Source organism: Oryzomicrobium sp. (assembly GCF_021287045.1).
GTDB lineage: Bacteria > Pseudomonadota > Gammaproteobacteria > Burkholderiales > Rhodocyclaceae > Oryzomicrobium.
This window is the reverse complement of the sequence record NZ_JAJTBG010000002.1, coordinates 255,568-273,549: the sequence shown is the minus strand read 5'-3', so window position 1 is coordinate 273,549 and position 17,982 is coordinate 255,568. Positions and strand designations below refer to the sequence as shown.

The following is a 17,982-nucleotide window of genomic DNA, read 5'->3' as shown; positions in this document are numbered from 1 at the left end:
AAGCGAGGCGGGGCGCGGGGTTCCGGCGAGGGCCGGGGTGAAGCGGGGAAAAACGCTGGGGAAGAGGCTCCGTTCAGGCCGCCAGGGCGTCGGCCGGGGCGGTCCGCTCCAGCTCCAGGGACGCGGCCAGCAGGGCCAGCCGGGCCACCACGCCGTAGGCGTAGAAGCGGTTGGGCGGGGCGTCCGGGTTGCCGCCGTACTCGGGCTGGTTGCAGCAGGTGTCGAAGGCCAGGGGGGTGAAGTGCATGCCCGGGGCGTTGAGGTTCTCGTCCTTGCCGCGGCCGCCGTGGACCCGGTAGAAGCCGCCGACCACGTAGCGGTCGATCATGTACACCACCGGCTCGGCCACCTGCTCGGCGACCCGCTCCACGGTGTGCACCCCTTCCTGGATCAGCACCGCCGAGACCTCCAGGCCCTCCTTGATGACGCTCATCTTGTTGCGCTGCTTGCGGTTCAGGCCCACCACCTCGGAGGCGTCGTGCACCGTCATCACCCCCATGCCGTAGGTGCCGGCGTCGGCCTTGACCACCACGTAGGGCTTCTCGTCGATGCCGTATTCCTGGTACTTGGCGCGGATGCGCGCCAGCATCATGTCCACGTTGCCGGCCAGGCATTCCTCGCCGGTGCGCTCGTGGAAGTTGATCTGCTCGCACACCGCGAAGTAGGGGTTGAGGCGCCACGGATCGATGCCGAGCAGTTCGGCGAACTCGTTGGCCACGTCGTCGTAGGCGGCGAAATGGTGCGACTTGCGCCGGGTGGACCAGCCGGCGTGCAGCGGCGGCAGCAGCCACTGCTCGTGCAGGTTGGTGAGAATCTCCGGGATGCCTGCCGACAGGTCGTTGTTGAGCAGCACCACGCAGGGGTCGAAGCCCTCCAGGGTGAGCCGGTTGCCGACCCGCTTCAGGGGTTCGAGCAGCAGGGCGTGGCCGTTGTGCAGGTCGATGGCGGTGGGCTCGGCGATCTCCGGGTTGAGGGAGCCGATGCGCACGTTCAGCCCGGCGTGCTTGAGGATGCCGGCGAGCTGGGCCACGTTTTGCAGGTAAAACAGGTTGCGGGTGTGGTTTTCCGGCACCAGCAGCAGGTTGCGCGCCTCGGGGCAGAGCTTTTCCACCGCCACCTGGGCGGCCTGGACGCACAGCGGGTGGAAGGCGGCGGTGAGGTTGTTGAAGCCGCCGGGAAAGAGGTTGGTGTCCACCGGGGCCAGCTTGAAGCCGGCGTTGCGCAGGTCCACCGAGCCGTAGAAGGGCGGGGTGTGGTCCTGCCACTTGCCCCGCAGCCATTGTTCGATGCGGGCGCTCTCGTCGAGGAAACGCTGCTCCAGCTCCAGGATCGGGCCGGTCAGCGCGGTGGTGAGGTGAGGAACCATGGTGTCTCCGGGGCGGCGGTGCGGGGTGGTAGAACCGGGGCCGCCCGATGGGAAAGTCGGTGAGGGGCAGATGTTACCCCGAGCGCCCCGGGCGTAGCACGTCCGGGTGCGGCCGGGACGGGCATCCTTGCCGCTGGGAACTTCTCCGGGCATGCTCCGGCCCCGCCGCATCGCGGCTCACGACAACGACATCAGGGAGTTTCAATGACGCTGCACCGACTCATCCCCATTGGGGCGCTGGCCCTGGCCTGCGCCGCCTGTTCGATCAGCACCACCGTCAAGCCGGTGGAGAAGCCGCTGACCGCCCTCTGCCTGCAGTACAACGACGACGTGTTGATGGATGGCTTCCACCCCGAGTTGGACGCCCAGATCCGTAGCGCCGGCATTGCCACCCGCACCTACAAGGGCGCGCTCCCGGCCGACTGCGGCGCCTACCTGGAATACACCGCCTCGTGGCGCTGGGACCTGGCTATGTTTCTGCGTTATGCCCAGCTGCGCGTGTTCGAGAGCAACCGGCTGATCGGCGAGGCCACCTACGATGCACGCTACGGCGGCGGCCGGCCGGACAAGTTCGGTCCCACCGCCGGCAAGCTGCGCAAGCTCACCGATCCCCTGTTCGCCGCCAGCCGCCAGGCGGCTGGATTGCCTGCCACCACCGTGGCCGAGGCCGAGTAAGGCCGGGCCTGCCGCCCCGGGGCGCCAGACCGTCCCGGGGCGCTTGAGCGGGGGGGCGCCAATCCCGGTAAACTCCGGCCTTTCCCCCGGCGCCGGCAGGGCCGCGCCGGGCTGCTTTCTTACCTCCTTCGATTGCCGATCGCGCCCATGCGCCTCTTCCGACTCGCCCGCATCGTTTCCGTCGCGCTCCGCCACGGCCTGGATGGCATGCTCATCGAGGCCGAGCCCACCGGCCGGGCCGCCCGCTGGCTGGCGCCCCTGCTGCGCTGGCGGCGTTTTTCCGAGCCCCGGGCGGTGCGCCTGCGCAAGGCCCTGGAAGCCCTCGGGCCGATCTTCGTCAAGTTCGGCCAGGTGCTGTCCACCCGCCGCGACCTGCTGCCGCCGGACGTGGCCGAGGAACTGGCCAAGTTGCAGGACCGGGTGCCGCCCTTCCCCTCCGAGCAGGCGGTGGCCGAGATCGAGGCCGCCTTCGGCCGGCCCCTCAACCAGGTCTTTCCCGAATTCGACCTCACCCCGGTGGCCTCGGCCTCGGTGGCCCAGGTGCACTTCGCCAAGCTGCCGGATGGCCGCGAAGTGGCGGTCAAGGTGCTGCGCCCGGGCATGCGCCCGGTGATCGCCCACGACCTGGCGCTGATGGACACCCTGGCCCGGCTGGTCGAGGCCGTCTCCGTGGACGGTCGGCGCTTGAAGCCCCGGGAGGTGGTGGCCGAGTTCGCCAAGTACCTTTACGACGAGCTGGACCTGATGCACGAGGCGGCCAACTGCTCGCAATTGCGGCGCAACTTCGAGCATTCGCCGCTGCTGGTGGTGCCCGAGGTGTACTGGGACTACTGCGCCACCACGGTGATGACCATGGAGCGCATGCACGGCACGCCCATTTCCCAGACCGACGTGCTGCTGGCCAAGGGGATCGACCTGAAGGCCCTGTCCCGGGCCGGGGTGGAAATCTTCTTCACCCAGGTGTTCCGCGACGGCTTCTTCCACGCCGACATGCACCCGGGCAACATCCTGGTGGCCGACGACGGCCGCTACATCGCCCTGGACTTCGGCATCGTCGGCACCCTCAACGAAGTCGACAAGAACTACCTGGCGCAGAACTTCCTGGCCTTCTTCCGCCGTGACTACAAGCGGGTGGCCGAGGCACACATCGAATCCGGCTGGGCCCCGGCGGACACCCGGGTGGACGAGCTGGAGGCGGCGGTGCGCACCGTCTGCGAGCCGATCTTCGACCGGCCCCTGAAGGACATCTCCTTCGGCAAGCTCTTGCTGCGCCTGTTCCAGACCAGCCGCCGCTTCAACGTGGAAATCCAGCCCCAGCTGGTGATGCTGCAAAAGACCCTGCTCAACATCGAGGGCCTGGGCCGCCAGCTCGACCCGGAGCTGGACCTGTGGAAGACCGCCAAGCCCTTCCTGGAGCGCTGGATGAGCCGCCAGATCGGCTGGCGCGCCCTGGTGGACGGCCTCAAGCACGAGGGCCCCTACTGGGCCAAGGAGCTGCCCCAGTTGCCGCGCCTGATCTACCGGCGCCTGGCCGAGGAGCCGCGCCGTGACGATTCCGCCCTCAAGCTGCTGCTCGCCGAACAGCGCCGCCAGCGCGTCGCCCTGCTGCTGATCGCCCTCGTCGCCGCCGCCGCCCTGGCGCTGGAGGCGAGCCGCGCCCTGGGCTGATTCCCCCGGGCTGGTTCCCGATTCCCGCCCCCGGCGGCGCTTCATCCTGCCCGGCCCCGCCAAACCCCAGGCGGGGCGCCGATCTCCACAGGGTATGCCCCAAAAGCAAGATGGGGCGCGGCGTTCCCGCCGCACCCCGTGAAGATGCCCTATTGGCGCGGGGTTTCAGATAGCGCCTGAAATCCCGCCCATTTGCGACCCCTCCCTACTTCAGCCAGCCGCGGCGGCGGAAGTAGGTGAACGGGGCGATCACCGACAGGATCATCAGGATCAGGGAGAAGGGGTAGCCGTACTCCCATTGCAGCTCGGGCATGCGCCCGAAGTTCATGCCGTACACACTGGCGATCAGGGTCGGCGGCAGCAGGGCCACCGAGGCCACCGAGAAGATCTTGATGATCTTGTTCTGGTTGATGTTGATGAAGCCGACGGTGGCGTCCATCAGGAAGTTGATCTTGTCGAACAGGAAGGTGGTGTGGCCGTCCAGGGAGTCGATGTCGCGCAGGATCTGGCGCGCCTCCTCGAACTGCTCGTTGGTCAGGCGCTTGCCGCGCATCAGGAAGGACACGGCGCGGCGGGTGTCCATCACGTTGCGGCGGATGCGCCCGTTGGTGTCCTCTTCCTTGGCGATCGACGACAGCACCTCGCCGGCGGCCTCGTCCGAGAGCTGGTTGCCGAGCACGTGGCGGCTCACCTCGTCTAGGGCCCCGTAGATTTCCTCCAGGGCGTCGGCGGAATACTCCACGTCGGTGGCGTACAGGTCGAGCAGCACGTCCATGGCGTCGGAAACGTGGCCCGGCTGGGTGCGGGCGCGCATGCGCGACAGGCGGAACACCGGCAGGTCGTCGTCGCGGATCGAAAACAGCAGCCCGCCGCGCAGCACGAAGCGCACCGGCACGTTGTGGTCGTCGTCGTCCTTGTCGAGCAGAAAGTCCGAGCGCAGGTGCAGGGCCCCGTCGTCGGTCTCGTAGAAGCGTGCCGACGCCTCGATGTCGGTCAAGTCCTCCGGCGTCTCCAGGTCCAGGCCCCACTGTTCGTGGGCCCAGGCGGATTCCTCCTCGGTGGGCTCGACGATGTCGATCCAGATCGGCGCCTTGCCCGCCAGGTCGCTGTGGCGGATGGCCTGGGTCTGACGCAGGCGGCCATTCAGCAGTTCGAAGATGTTGATCATGCTCGCGCCTTACCGGAGTGGTCCGGAGTGACGGGGCACGGCGGCATGCGCTCGGCGCTGACTGGCAACCGGCAACGATCGCGCCACCCTCGCGGCCACAGGCCAGCGAAAGCGGGTGAGGAAGCGGTGTAAAAGTGTCCCCCAGGACGGGGGACGCTAGGCGGGCGGCGCGTTCTGGCGCAGGCCCGGGGAGGCGGTCACCCCGTCGTGGCGGTCAGCGGGAGCGGCGTATCGGCGGTGCGGCAACTGCCACCGTCCGAGCCACCCAGGCAACTGCCCACGTCGGAATCTCCGGAGATGAAAACGGGCGCGAGGTTAGCACGCTTGCTGCACTGCGCCAAGGCCGCTTGCCCCGGCTTGCGGGGCCGGGGTCGTGGTGCCGGGAACAGGCCGGAACAGCCCGGAAAAGGCCGGCGGCGGGGGCGCCGCCGCGCCGGTTCAGCCCAGCCAGGCGGCGAAATCGGCCCCGGCCAGGGCGGCCACGCCGAGGGCGGCGAAGATCAGGGCGCAGACTACGTGGATGGCCTTCACCGGCAGCTTGTGGGCCAGCTTGTCGCCCACCAGCACCGCCGGCACGTTGGCCAGCATCATGCCGAAGGTGGTGCCCAGCACCACCGCCGCCAGGGAGTCGAAGCGGGCCGCCAGGGCCACCGTGGCCACCTGGGTCTTGTCGCCCATTTCGGCAAGGAAGAAGGCGATCAGGGTGGTGGCGAAGGCGCCGTAGCGGGCTTGCGGCGCCTCGTCGTCGTCGAGCTTGTCCGGCACCAGGATCCAGCCGGCCATGGCCAGGAAGGACAGGCCCAAAATCCAGCGCATGGTGTCCGGGCCGATCAGGTGGGTCAGCCAGGCCCCCACCGCGCCGGCGGCGGCGTGGTTGAAGACGGTGGCGACGAAGATGCCGGCGACGATCGGCCAGGGGCGCTTGAAGCGGGCGGCCAGGACGAAGGACAGCAGCTGGGTCTTATCGCCGATTTCGGCCAGGGCGACGATGCCGGTGGAGACGAGGAAGGCTTCCATGGGGTCGGGAGATGGGGGCCGGTAGGGGTGGTCGGACGGAACGCAGGAACGCCACGGCCACCGGCTCCCCGGGGTTTCCTGGAAGAAGGCCGCATCGTCCCTGGTCTCGCCAGACCCGGCGGCGCAGACGCGCCTGCGGGCCCGCACCGGCCAGGAGGCGGCGATGACCGCGCTTCCAGCATGTTGACCGGCGCCCCCACCGTTGCGGCGGGGCGGCTACTCCCCAAAGAGCGGGCGCAGTATAGCGCACGCCGGGCCGGGACGAACCCCGCCGGGCCGGCCCTTGTCCAATGGGCATATTGCATACGGCTACGGCTGCATCCCACCAGGAGGTGTGCCATGAACGACCGACTCAAGGCGGCTCCACAAGAGCGCCCCGCCCATGTCGCCGACCCCGCGCCCGCAGCGGCGCCGGCCCGCTCGCCCGATTCTTCTGATTCTTCCCCGGGCCATCCGGCCACTCATCCGGCCACGCATTCCGCCACCCGGGCCACGGGGGGCGATCTGCCCCCGGTGGTCCTGATCGACGCCGCCTGCGGCCTGGGCGGCCCCCCGGCGGCCGAGGACGACCTGGCCGCCGGCCCCGCCGCCCTGGCGCATCTTGGCGTGGCCGGGGCGGTGCGTCGTGCCGGCGGCCGGGTCGGTGCTGTCGAACGGATTGCGCCGGTGGCCGAGGACGCCCCGGCGGACGCCGGCCGCCTGGCCCGGCTGGGCGGCTACCTGCGCCGGCTGGCGGCGGCGGTCGGCCAGGCGGCGGGCGGGGGCGGCCGGCTGGTGATCCTGGGCGGCGATCACAGCGTCGCCGCCGGCACTTGGCGCGGCGTCGGCCAGGCGCTGGGCGAGGCCCCGGGCCTGGTGTGGATCGACGCCCACCTGGACGCCCACGTGGCCGAATCCTCCCCCACCGGCAACCCCCACGGCATGCCCCTGGCCGCCCTGCTCGGTCTGGGTAGCCCGGAATTGGCCTGGGTGGACGGGCCGGTGCTCGACCCGCAGCGCATCACGGTGATCGGTGCGCGCAGCTTCGAGGCCGCCGAGTTGCGCCATCTGGTGCGCCTCGGGGTCAAGGTAGTGCCCCCGGACGACCTGGCCAGGCTGGGCTTCGCCCGGGTCTTCGCCGACGCCGTGGCCCGGGCCGGCCGCCACGGCACCGCGCCCTTCGGCGTGACCATCGACCTGGACGCCTTCGATCCGGAGGACGCCCCGGCCACCACCGTGCCGGCCCCCCTCGGCCTGGCCGCCGGAGAGGTGCTGCCAGCCCTGCGCGGCGTGCTGCGCCGCCCCGGGGCGGTGGCCCTGGAGATCGTCGAATACCGTCCCGGCCTGGACCGGGACCTGCGCACCGGCCGCCTGGCGGTGGACCTGGTGGAAACGGCCCTGGCCCCGGACGCCGCCACCCTGGCCGATTGGGAAATGGCCCACGGCGCCCACAACTACGAGCCCCTGCCCCTGGTGGTGAGTCACGGCGAGGGGCCCTGGCTGGTGGATACCGAGGGGCGCCGCTACATCGACATGATGGCCGCCTACTCGGCGGTGTCCTTCGGCCATAGCCACCCGCGCCTGGTGGCGACTCTCGCCGCCCAGGCCCGGCGCCTGGCGGTGACGTCCCGGGCCTTTTCCAACGACCGGCTGCCGGTGCTGCTGAAGCGCCTCACCGAGATCACCGGCTTCGACCTGGCCCTGCCCGCCAACACCGGCCTGGAGGCGGTGGAAACCGCCCTCAAGGTGGCGCGCAAGTGGGCCCACGTGGTCAAGGGCGTGCCCGACGGCGACGCCGAGATCATCGCCTGCGCAGGCAACTTCCACGGCCGCTCCATCGCCATCGTCGGCCTGTCCACCGAACCCCAGTACCGGGCCGGCTTCGGCCCCTTCCCGGGGGGGCTGCTGACCATTCCCTACGGCGACGCGGCGGCCCTGGAGGCGGCCATCACCCCCAACACCGCCGCCTTCCTGGTGGAGCCGATCCAGGGCGAGGGCGGCATCGTCGTGCCGCCGCCGGGCTACCTGGCGGCCTGCGCCGAGATTTGCCGGCGCCGCAACGTGCTGCTCATCGCCGACGAGGTGCAGACCGGCCTGGGCCGCACCGGCCGGCTGCTCGCCTGCGAGCACGAGGGCGTGCGCCCCGACGGCCTGTGCCTGGGCAAGGCCCTGGGCGGCGGCCTGCTGCCGGTGTCGGCCTTCCTCGCCCGGCGCGAGGTGCTCGGCGTGCTCAAGCCCGGCGACCACGGCTCCACCTTCGGCGGCAACCCCTTGGCCGCCACGGTGGCCCTGGAGGCCCTGGAACTGCTGCTCGACGAGGATCTGCCGGCCCGTTCGGCCCGGCTCGGCGCCTGGCTGCTGGCGCGCCTGCAAGGCATCGCCTCGCCGTTGATCAAGGAAGTGCGCGGCCGGGGCCTGTTCGTCGGCGTCGAGGTCCAGGGTGTGAGCGCCCGGGCGGTGGTGGACGGCCTGCTCGCCGCCGGGGTGGTGACCAAGGACACTCACGGCACGGTGATCCGCCTGGCCCCGCCCCTGACCATCGACGAGGCCACCCTGGCCCAGGCGGCGGATGCCCTGGAGCGGGTGCTGGCCGGGCTGGAGATGGAGGCGCGGCCATGAATGTCCCGGGCGGGCCGCGCCAGCTGCTCTCGGTGAATCCGGCCACCGGCCACGATCTGGGCCGGGTGGCGGTGACTTCGGCGGAAGAGGCCGCCGACCGGGTGGCGGTGAGCGCCGCCGCCTTCCGCCGCTGGCGCGAGGTGCCGGCGCCGCGGCGCGGCCTGTTGGTGCGCGCCATCGCCGACGCCCTGCGCCGCGACAAGGCGCGCCTGGCCGCCCTGCTCGGCGCCGAGGTGGGCAAGATCAGGAGCGAAGCCGAGGGCGAGATCCAGGAAATGATCGACATGGCCGACTACGCCGTGGGCCTGTCGCGCCAGCTGCACGGTCTGACCCTGCCCTCGGAGCGGCCCGGCCACCGGCTGCTGGAGCAGTGGCATCCCCTCGGCCCGGTGCTGGTCGTCACCGCCTTCAACTTCCCCGCCGCGGTGTGGGCGTGGAACGCCTTCATCGCCGCCGTGTGCGGCGACACGGTGGTGTGGAAGCCCAGCTCCAAGGCGCCCCTGACCGCCCAGGCCGTTTCCGCCCTGGTGGAAGAGGTGGTGGACGCCCGAGTGGCCGAGGTGGATGGCCGGGGCGTGTTTGCCACGGTCTATTCCGACGAGCCGGCCACCCTGGACGGCCTGGTGGGCGACGGGCGCCTGCCCCTGGTGTCGTTTACCGGCTCTTCGGCCACCGGCCGCCACGTCGCCGTGGCGGTGGCCCGGCGCCTGGGCCGCAGCCTGCTCGAATGCAGCGGCAACAACGGGGTGATCGTGGACGAGACGGCCGACCTGGAACTGGCTGCCCAGGCCCTCTTCTTCGGTGCCATGGGCACCGCCGGGCAGCGCTGCACCAGCACCCGGCGGGCCTTCGTGCACCGCGCCGTGCTGCCCGCCCTGGAAGCGCGCCTGGCGGCGGCCTGTCAGGCGGCGCCGGTGGGCGATCCGGCCGATCCGGCCACCCTGGTGGGGCCCCTCATCGACGAGGCGGCGCGGCAGCGTTTCCTCGCCGCCGTGGCGGCCCGGGAGGCGGCCGGCGAAACGCGCCTGACCGGCGGCCGGGCCCTGCCCGGCCCGGGCCACTTCGTCACCCCGGCCCTGTTCCGCGCCGAGGCCATGGCGGCCCGGCACCGGGACGAGGTGTTCGGGCCGCTCCTCACCCTCTTTCCCTACGACGATTTCGCCGCCGCCATCGCCTCCCACAACGACGTGCCCCAGGGCCTCTCCGGCGCCCTGTTCACCCGGGACCTGGGCCGGGCCGAGCGCTTTCTCTCGGCGGCGGGGGCCGACACCGGGCTGGCCAACGTCAACACCGGCACTTCGGGGGCCGAGATCGGCGCGGCCTTCGGCGGCGAGAAGGACACCGGCGGCGGCCGGGAGGCCGGTTCCGACAGCTGGAAGGCCTACATGCGCCGCCAGACCAATGTAATCAACGACGGCGCCGCCCTGCCACTTGCCCAAGGTGTGCGTTTTTTCCTGCCGGGCGGTTGATGTTGCAGAAAAAAGGCAAAACTTTTTCGCCGGGGGGTAGCCCAATCTCACAAGCGATTCCGGGAAAGAGCTAACGGGACCGCGCACCGCACAGGAGGCCACCATGTCCATCTTCGCCAAGTACCAGAGTCGCTACGAAGCGGCGCAGGAAGAGGAAATGTCGCTCCAGGAGTATCTGGAGTTGTGTCGCAGCGACAAGTCGGCCTATGCCAGCATCGCCCAGCGCATGCTGATGGCGATCGGCGACCCGGAGGTCGTCGACACCCGTCAGGACCCACGTCTGTCGCGGCTGTTCGCCAACAAGCTGATCCGCATCTACCCGGCCTTCCGCGAGTTCTACGGCATGGAGGAGGTGATCGAGTCGATCGTCGCCTACTTCCGCCACGCCGCCCAGGGCCTGGAGGAGAAGAAGCAGATCCTCTACCTGCTGGGCCCGGTGGGCGGCGGCAAATCGAGCCTGGCCGAGCGCCTGAAGCAACTGGTGGAGAAGGTGCCGTTCTACTCGGTCAAGGGCAGCCCGGTGCACGAGACGCCCCTGGCCTTGTTCAACCTGGAAGAGGACGGGCCGATCCTGGAAGAGGACTACGGCATCCCGCGCCGCTACCTCAACAGCATCATGAGCCCCTGGGCGGTGAAGCGCCTGCACGAGTTCGGCGGCGACATCACCAAGTTCCGGGTGGTCAAGCTGCGCCCCTCGGTGCTGTCCCAGATCGCCATCGCCAAGACCGAGCCGGGGGATGAGAACAACCAGGACATCTCGTCCCTGGTGGGCAAGATCGACATCCGCAAGCTGGAGAACTACTCCCAGGACGATCCGGACGCCTACAGCTACTCCGGCGGCCTGTGCCTGGCCAACCGGGGCATCCTGGAATTCGTCGAGATGTTCAAGGCGCCGATCAAGGTGCTGCACCCCCTGCTGACCGCCACCCAGGAAGGCAACTACAAGGGTACCGAGGGCTTCGGTGCGATCCCCTTCGACGGCCAGATCCTGGCCCACTCCAACGAGGCGGAATGGACCGCCTTCAAGAACAACCGCAACAACGAGGCCTTCCTCGACCGCATCTACATCGTCAAGGTGCCCTACTGCCTGCGGGTCGGCGAGGAGGTGAAGATCTACGACAAGCTGATCGCCAACTCGTCCCTGGCCAAGGCGCCCTGCGCCCCGGACACCTTGCGCATGATGGCCCAGTTCTCGGTGCTGTCGCGGCTCAAGGACCCGGAGAATTCCAGCATCTACAGCAAGATGCGGGTCTATGACGGCGAGAACCTGAAGGACACCGACCCCAAGGCCAAGAGCTTTCAGGAGTACCGGGACTACGCCGGGGTGGACGAGGGCATGACCGGGCTTTCCACCCGCTTCGCCTTCAAGATCCTGTCCAAGGTGTTCAACTTCGAGCACAAGGAGATCGCCGCCAACCCGGTGCACCTGATGTATGTGCTGGAGCAGCAGATCGCCCAGGAGCAGTTCCCCCCCGAGGTGGAAGAGAAGTACCTGCGCTACCTCAAGGAGTACCTGGCGCCGCGCTACGCCGAGTTCATCGGCAAGGAGATCCAGACCGCCTACCTGGAGAGCTATTCCGAGTACGGCCAGAACATCTTCGACCGCTACGTCACCTATGCCGACTTCTGGATCCAGGACCAGGAATTCCGCGACCCCAACACCGGCGAGATCCTCGACCGGGGGGCCCTCAACGAGGAACTGGAGAAGATCGAGAAGCCGGCGGGCATCAGCAATCCCAAGGACTTCCGCAACGAGGTGGTGAACTTCGTGCTGCGCGCCCGCGCCAAGCACGACGGGCGCAATCCGGCCTGGACCTCCTACGAGAAGCTGCGCGCGGTGATCGAGAAGAAGATGTTCTCCAACACCGAGGAGCTGCTGCCGGTGATCTCCTTCAACACCAAGGGCAGCACCGAGGAGCACAAGAAGCACCAGGACTTCGTCAATCGCATGATGGAAAAGGGCTACACCGAGCGCCAGGTCCGGCTGCTCACCGAGTGGTACCTGCGGGTGCGCAAGTCGTCGTGAGCCCGGCCCTGTGGCGGCCTGCCCCCGGGGCGGCGGCGCGTTCGCGCGCCCGCACCCGCCCCGGGCGGCCGGACGCGGCACCCGCGACATAGAACAGCCCAAGGAGGCACCATGACCGTCCGCATCATCGATCGGCGGTTCGACAGCAAGCACAAGAGCGCGGTCAATCGCCAGCGCTTCATTCGCCGTTTCAAGGGGCAGATCCGCAAGGCGGTGGCCGACGCCATCACCCGCCGCGGCATTACCGACATCGACTCCGGCGAGAACATCGCCATCCCCGGCAAGGATATTTCCGAGCCCCAGTTCCAGCACGGCCAAGGCGGCGTGTGGGAAGGAGTGCAGCCGGGCAACGACCGCTTCCACTCCGGCGACGAGATCGAGCGCCCGGCCGGGGGCGGTTCGGGCAAGGGCCGGGGCGGCGGTGCCAGCAACGAAGGCGAGCATCTGGACGACTTCGTGTTCACCCTGTCCCGGGACGAGTTCCTCGACATCTTCTTCGACGACCTGGCTCTGCCCAACCTGGTCAAGCGCCAACTCGCCAAGCTGGAGGAATTCAAGCGGGTGCGCGCCGGCTTCACCCACAGCGGGGTGCCCACCAACATCAACATCGTGCGCACCATGCGCGACGCCACCGGCCGGCGCATCGCCGCCAGTGCGCCCTACCGGGCCAAGATCCGCGAGTTGCAGGCGCGCCTCGACGAATTGCTGCGCGACCACCGCACCGAGATCGACCCGGAGGTGGTGGCCCTGCGCAAGGAGATCGCCCGGCTCAAGCTGCGCATCGAGGCGATACCCTTCATCGACGATTTCGACTTGCGCTACAACAACCGCATCCGCATTCCCCAGCCCTCCACTCAGGCGGTGATGTTCTGCCTGATGGACGTGTCCGGCTCCATGGACGAGCAGAAGAAGCAGACCGCCAAGCGCTTCTTCATGCTGCTCTACCTGTTCTTGCAGCGCAGCTACGAGAAGATCGAGCTGGTCTTCATCCGCCACCACACCACCGCCACCGAGGTGAACGAGGACGACTTCTTCCACTCCCGGGAATCCGGCGGCACCGTGGTGTCCAGCGCCCTGGACCTGATGCAGAAGATCATGGCCGAGCGCTACTCCTCGTCCCTGTGGAACATCTACGCCGCCCAGGCCTCCGACGGCGACAACTGGGAAAACGATTCGCCGCGCTGCGCCGAGCTGCTGGCCGAACGCATCCTGCCCGGGGTGCAGTATTTCGCCTACATCGAGATCACCCCCGGGGAGCCCCAGAACCTGTGGAAGGAATACCAGGGCCTGGAGCCCCGCTTCCCCGGCCGCTTCGCCATGCAGCGCATCGAGGGGCTGGAGGACATCTACCCGGTATTCCGCGAACTGTTCAGGAAGAAGCTGGCCTAGCCGGCACCGACGTCGCGGCGCCCACGCATCCCCGAGGAAGTCGCCATGGACATCCCCCTCCTCTCCCCGCCCCCCGAAACCCCGCCCCTGGCGGCTCCCGGCAGCGGCCAGTTCCTGCCCGACGGCTCGGAATGGACCGAGGAACTGCTCACCCTCTACGACGAGGAGATCGGCAAGGTGGCCGCCCGCTACGCCCTGGACTGCTACCCGCACCAGATCGAGGTGATCACCGCCGAGCAGATGATGGACGCCTACGCCTCCATCGGCATGCCCGTGTTCTACCACCACTGGTCCTTCGGCAAGCAGTTCCTGGCCACCGAGCGGCGCTACAAGCGCGGCCAGATGGGGTTGGCCTACGAGATCGTGATCAACTCCGACCCCTGCATCGCCTACCTCATGGAAGAGAACACCCTGACCATGCAGGCCCTGGTGATCGCCCACGCCGCCTACGGCCACAACAGCTTCTTCAAGGGCAACTACCTGTTCCGCCAGTGGACCAGCCCGGACGCCATCATCGACTACCTGGTGTTCGCCCGGCACTACATCGCCGAGTGCGAGGAGCGCTACGGCGCCGACGAGGTGGAGCAACTGCTCGATGCCTGCCACGCCCTGATGAACGTGGGGGTGGACCGCTACCGGCGGCCGCCCAAGCTGTCCACCGACCAGGAGCGGGTGCGCATCCGCGAGCGGGCCGAGTACCTGCAACAGCAGGTCAACGACCTGTGGCGCACCCTGCCGGCCAAGGGCGGTGACCGGACGGTGGAGGCGGCGCGGCGCTTTCCCGAAGAGCCGGAAGAGAACCTGCTCTACTTCATCGAGAAGCACGCCCCCCTGCTGGAACCCTGGCAGCGCGAGATCGTGCGCATCGTGCGCAAGGTGGCCCAGTACTTCTACCCGCAGCGCCAGACCCAGGTGATGAACGAGGGTTGGGCCTGCTTCTGGCACTACACCCTGCTCAACACCCTGTACGACGAGGGGCGCCTGTCCGACGGCTTCATGCTCGAATTCCTCCAGCACCACAGCAACGTGGTGCTGCAGCCGCCCTACAACCACCCCTGGTTTTCCGGCATCAACCCCTACGCCCTGGGCTTCGCCCTGTGGCGCGACCTGCGCCGCATCTGCGAGGAGCCGGACGACGAGGACCGGGAGTGGTTTCCCGAGATCGCCGGGTCCGACTGGCGCGCCACCTTCGACTTCGCCATGCGCAACTACAAGGACGAAAGCTTCATCGCCCAGTTCCTCTCGCCCCGGCTGATGCGCGAGTTCCGCCTGTTCACCCTGGTGGATGACGACCAGCGGGAGCACTTGGCGGTGGGGCCGATCCACGACGAGCAGGGTTACCGCCAGCTGCGCCAGACCCTGGCCGACCAGTACAACGTCCATTCCCGGGAACCCAACATCCAGGTGTGGAACGTGAACCTGCGCGGCGACCGCTCCCTGACCCTGCGCCACTTCCAGTACCGGCGCCGGCCCGTGGCCGTGGAGACGGCGGAGGCGGTGCTGTCCCACGTGGCCACCCTGTGGGGCTTCCCGGTCACCCTGGAGACCCAGGCCGAGGACGGCAGCGTCGCTCCGGTGGCCGAGTGCTGCCGCGCGCGGCGCACTCCTTCTCCCTGAGCGGCGGGGCGGCGGGCCTGGCCGGGGCCGGTCGGAAGAGTGCCCCATATCGGGGCGCGCCGTCGAGAAGGCCCGGGCGGCCGGTGTTTCCGCACGTTTTCCCCTGACTGCGCCATGGGCGGAAAGACGTCGCCGCCCCAGGCAGGGCGCGGGATTGCCCCGGGTTTTCGGGGTATGGCTATAATCCGCTCTTTCCCCGCTCGACACCCCCTCCGCCGGCCCGGTTTGGCATCGTCCAGCTGCTCCTTTGGCCGCGCGGCGCCCGGCTGCCCGGCCGGCCCGTCGGGTCCCCCACCTGCCGCTGCCCTTCGCCTAGGCCCTGGAATCATGCTCGTCTGGTTCGTCGGACTCTACCTGCTCGTCACCATTTCCATCGGCCTCTACGCCGCCTCCAAGGTGAAGAACGCCGCGGACTTCGTCGTGGCCGGGCGCCACCTGCCCCTGCCGGTGATCGTGGCCACCGTGTTCGCCACCTGGTTCGGCTCGGAAACCGTGCTCGGTATCCCCGCCGCCTTCGTCAAGGACGGCCTGCGCGGCGTGGTGGCCGACCCCTTCGGCTCGTCGATGTGCCTGATCCTGGTGGGCCTGTTCTTCGCCCGGCCCCTCTACCGCCTCAAGCTGCTGACCATCGGCGACTTCTTCCGCGGCCGCTACAACCGCACCGTGGAACTGCTCACCGCCATCGCCATCGTCATCTCCTACCTGGGCTGGGTGTCGGCCCAGATCAAGGCCATGGGCCTGGTCTTCTCGGTGGTTACCCAGGGGGCGGTGACGCCCGAGCAGGGCATGTTCATCGGCATCGCCATCGTGCTGGTCTACACCCTGATGGGCGGCATGTGGGCGGTGGCCATGACCGATGCCTTCCAGATGACCGTGGTCATCGGCGGCCTGCTCTTCATCGCCTGGATCGTCGCCGGCCTGGCCGGCGGCGTGGGCACCGTGGTGGCCCACGCCGAGGCCGCCGGCAAGCTCAATTTCCTGCCCCGCTTCGAGGCCCGTGACATGGTGGCCTTCATCGCCGCCCTGGTGACCATGGGCTTCGGCTCGATCCCCCAGCAGGACGTGTTCCAGCGCGTCTCCTCGGCCAAGAGCGAGAACGTCGGCGCCGTGGGCTCGGTGCTCGGTGGCAGCATCTACTTCGTGTTCGCCTTCGTGCCCATGTTCCTGGTCTATTCGGCGACCCTGATCGACCCCCAGCTGGTGGCCCGCTACCTGGAGGCCGATGCCCAGTTCATCCTGCCCCAGCTGATCATCCAGCACACCCCGTTCATCGCCCAGGTGCTGTTCTTCGGCGCCCTGCTGGCGGCGATCATGAGCTGTTCCTCGGCCACCCTGCTGGCCCCCTCGGTGACCTTCACCGAAAACATCCTGCGCCCCTTCCTGCCCGACATCACCGACGGCCAGCTGCTGCGGGCCATGCGCATCGTGGTATTCGTCTTCGGCATGGCGGTGCTGACCTTCGCCCTGGCCTCCGACAACTCGATCTTCGAAATGGTCGAGAACGCCTACAAGGTGACCCTGGTGGCCGCCTTCATCCCCCTGGCCGCCGGGGTGTACTGGCCCCGGGCCACCACCCAGGGCGCCCTGTGCTCGATCGTCGGCGGCGTCGGCGTGTGGCTGGCTGGCGAGATGCTGGCCCCCGAGGGCTACCTGGACGGCTTCCTGCCGGTGCAGTTCGCCGGGCTGCTGGCCGCCCTGGCCGGCATGGTGGCCGGTTCCCTGCTGCCCCAGCGCGTCGGCCGCTTCTCCCCGGAGGCGGCGCGTAGCCATGTCTATTGACCCCGTGGCGCCGCGGCCGGCGGCGCCCGCCAGGCCATGAACGCCGCTCCCGCCGCAACGCCCCCCGCCGCGCCGGCCCCCTCGCCCCGGGACGGGCACAAGCTGGCGGTGCCCCTCGCCCTGGCCTACCTGGCCCTGGTGGTCTACGCCAGCCTGCATCCCTTCTCCGGCTGGACCGACCGGGGCGTGCCGCCCCTGGCCTTTCTCGGTGCCGCCTGGCCGCGCTACTGGACCGTGTTCGACCTGGCGGTCAACGTGGCGGCCTACATTCCCCTCGGCCTGCTGCTCACCCTGGCCCTGGACCGGCTGCCCACCCGGGTGCTGCCCGCCCTGATGGCAGCCCTGCTCGGCTGCGGCCTGTCGCTTTCCATGGAAGTGTTGCAGAACTGGTTGCCCACCCGGGTGCCGTCCAACGTGGACTGGGGCACCAACACCCTGGGGGCCGCGATCGGCGCCCTGATCGGCCTGTTCGGCGGCGCCCGCTGGCTGATCGCCCTGGCCCGCTTCCGCAACCGGCTACTGGCCCCGGTGCCTTACGCCGAGGTGGGGCTGACCCTGTTGATGGTGTGGTGCGTCACCCAGCTGTCGCCGGAATTCACCCTGTTCGCCACCGGCGACCTGCGCGCCTTCCTGCCCCTGCCTCCGGCCCTGCCCTTCGACGTGCCCCTGTTCCGGGTGCTCGAATCGGTGATCACCGGGCTCAACGTGGCGGCGGTGGGGCTGTTCGCCCGCACCCTGTTCGGCGGGCCGCGCCTGCCCTGGTGGGGCGGCCCCCTGGCGGTATTGCTGCTGCTCGTCTTCGGCCTGCTCACCCGCACCCTGGCCACGGCCCTGATCCTCTCCCCCGCCGAGGCCCTGGCCTGGGCCACCCCGGGAGCGCTGGCGGGGCTCAAGTGGGGCGCCGTCGCCCTGTTCGTGCTGGTCTGGCTGCCGCCGGTGCCCCGGGCGATCCTGGCCGCCTTCCTGCTCACGATGGCGGTGGCCCTGGTCAACATCGCGCCGGAGAACCCCTATTCCCCGGCGGCGCTCAACGTCTGGCGCCAGGGCCACTTCCTCAACTTCAACGGCCTGACCCGGTTGGCCGGCGGGCTGTGGCCCTTCGTCGCCCTGCCCTTCCTGATGCTGGCCGGGCGCAAGCTCTAGCCGCCGGCCGTTCCTACTTCCCCTGCCGCCTCCCTGACCGCGCGCCGCCCGTATAATCGTCGGGTCC

At 69.4% G+C, this 17,982-nt stretch carries 12 protein-coding genes; 9 read left to right on the top strand and 3 right to left on the bottom strand.

Going from position 1 to position 17,982, the window contains the following annotated elements:
• Positions 1-73: 73 nt before the first annotated feature.
• Positions 74-1,366 carry a glutamate--cysteine ligase gene (gshA, locus tag LWW89_RS03170; protein WP_293260913.1) on the bottom strand — a complete coding sequence of 431 codons (1,293 nt, stop codon included), beginning with the start codon at positions 1,364-1,366 and terminating at the stop codon, positions 74-76.
• A 204-nt stretch (positions 1,367-1,570) separates the two neighbouring features.
• On the opposite strand from gshA, the gene LWW89_RS03165 reads away from it, so the two are divergent.
• A complete protein-coding gene (locus tag LWW89_RS03165; RefSeq protein ID WP_293260910.1) occupies positions 1,571-2,041 on the top strand; it encodes an Sbal_3080 family lipoprotein in 471 nt (156 codons plus the stop codon).
• A 147-nt stretch (positions 2,042-2,188) separates the two neighbouring features.
• Positions 2,189-3,709: a ubiquinone biosynthesis regulatory protein kinase UbiB gene (gene ubiB / locus LWW89_RS03160; RefSeq protein WP_293260907.1), complete on the top strand. Its 1,521-nt coding sequence runs from the start codon at positions 2,189-2,191 to the stop codon at positions 3,707-3,709.
• 205 nt (positions 3,710-3,914) lie between these two features.
• On the opposite strand, the gene corA is transcribed toward ubiB, so the two are convergent.
• Together corA and LWW89_RS03150 are read right to left on the bottom strand one after the other, a co-directional pair.
• Positions 3,915-4,877, bottom strand: a complete 963-nt coding sequence (gene corA, locus LWW89_RS03155) for a magnesium/cobalt transporter CorA (protein ID WP_293260904.1) — start codon at positions 4,875-4,877, stop codon at positions 3,915-3,917.
• A gap of 438 nt (positions 4,878-5,315) precedes the next feature.
• Positions 5,316-5,894 (bottom strand): TMEM165/GDT1 family protein, encoded by a 579-nt coding sequence (locus tag LWW89_RS03150; protein ID WP_293260901.1) that lies wholly within the window; start codon positions 5,892-5,894, stop codon positions 5,316-5,318.
• 339 nt (positions 5,895-6,233) lie between these two features.
• Here LWW89_RS03150 and rocD point away from each other — a divergent pair, with 339 nt between their 5' ends.
• From rocD to LWW89_RS03115, 7 genes are all read left to right on the top strand, one after another.
• Entirely contained in the window at positions 6,234-8,492 is a 2,259-nt protein-coding gene (gene rocD / locus LWW89_RS03145; protein ID WP_293260898.1) for an ornithine--oxo-acid transaminase, read from the top strand.
• Positions 8,489-9,961, top strand: a complete 1,473-nt coding sequence (locus LWW89_RS03140; protein ID WP_293260895.1) for an aldehyde dehydrogenase family protein — start codon at positions 8,489-8,491, stop codon at positions 9,959-9,961. The genes rocD and LWW89_RS03140 overlap by 4 nt, the downstream gene beginning before the upstream one ends.
• A 103-nt stretch (positions 9,962-10,064) precedes the next feature.
• Positions 10,065-11,987: a PrkA family serine protein kinase gene (locus LWW89_RS03135; RefSeq protein WP_293260892.1), complete on the top strand. Its 1,923-nt coding sequence runs from the start codon at positions 10,065-10,067 to the stop codon at positions 11,985-11,987.
• Between the two features lie 111 nt (positions 11,988-12,098).
• Complete coding sequence (locus tag LWW89_RS03130; protein WP_293260889.1) at positions 12,099-13,376, top strand: YeaH/YhbH family protein; 1,278 nt, start codon at positions 12,099-12,101, stop codon at positions 13,374-13,376.
• A gap of 45 nt (positions 13,377-13,421) precedes the next feature.
• On the top strand, positions 13,422-14,993 hold the full coding sequence (locus tag LWW89_RS03125; protein WP_293260886.1) for a SpoVR family protein: 1,572 nt from the start codon (positions 13,422-13,424) through the stop codon (positions 14,991-14,993).
• Positions 14,994-15,320: 327 nt separating this feature from the next.
• The gene (locus tag LWW89_RS03120; protein WP_293260883.1) at positions 15,321-16,772 is read left to right on the top strand and encodes a sodium:solute symporter family protein; all 1,452 of its coding nucleotides are present in this window, start codon (positions 15,321-15,323) and stop codon (positions 16,770-16,772) included.
• A 36-nt stretch (positions 16,773-16,808) separates the two neighbouring features.
• Entirely contained in the window at positions 16,809-17,915 is a 1,107-nt protein-coding gene (locus LWW89_RS03115; protein ID WP_293260880.1) for a VanZ family protein, read from the top strand.
• Positions 17,916-17,982: the final 67 nt, after the last annotated feature.

Excerpts from the sequence above, each read along its gene's own strand:
- LWW89_RS03130 (WP_293260889.1), top strand. The coding sequence starts at position 12,099 with ATGACCGTCCGCATCATCGATCGGCGGTTCGACAGCAAGCACAAGAGC.
- LWW89_RS03125 (WP_293260886.1), top strand. The coding sequence starts at position 13,422 with ATGGACATCCCCCTCCTCTCCCCGCCCCCCGAAACCCCGCCCCTGGCG.
- LWW89_RS03150 (WP_293260901.1), bottom strand. The coding sequence starts at position 5,894 with ATGGAAGCCTTCCTCGTCTCCACCGGCATCGTCGCCCTGGCCGAAATC.
- rocD (WP_293260898.1), top strand. The coding sequence starts at position 6,234 with ATGAACGACCGACTCAAGGCGGCTCCACAAGAGCGCCCCGCCCATGTC.
- LWW89_RS03135 (WP_293260892.1), top strand. The coding sequence starts at position 10,065 with ATGTCCATCTTCGCCAAGTACCAGAGTCGCTACGAAGCGGCGCAGGAA.
- LWW89_RS03140 (WP_293260895.1), top strand. The coding sequence starts at position 8,489 with ATGAATGTCCCGGGCGGGCCGCGCCAGCTGCTCTCGGTGAATCCGGCC.
- LWW89_RS03165 (WP_293260910.1), top strand. The coding sequence starts at position 1,571 with ATGACGCTGCACCGACTCATCCCCATTGGGGCGCTGGCCCTGGCCTGC.
- ubiB (WP_293260907.1), top strand. The coding sequence starts at position 2,189 with ATGCGCCTCTTCCGACTCGCCCGCATCGTTTCCGTCGCGCTCCGCCAC.
- LWW89_RS03120 (WP_293260883.1), top strand. The coding sequence starts at position 15,321 with ATGCTCGTCTGGTTCGTCGGACTCTACCTGCTCGTCACCATTTCCATC.
- LWW89_RS03115 (WP_293260880.1), top strand. The coding sequence starts at position 16,809 with ATGAACGCCGCTCCCGCCGCAACGCCCCCCGCCGCGCCGGCCCCCTCG.
- corA (WP_293260904.1), bottom strand. The coding sequence starts at position 4,877 with ATGATCAACATCTTCGAACTGCTGAATGGCCGCCTGCGTCAGACCCAG.
- gshA (WP_293260913.1), bottom strand. The coding sequence starts at position 1,366 with ATGGTTCCTCACCTCACCACCGCGCTGACCGGCCCGATCCTGGAGCTG.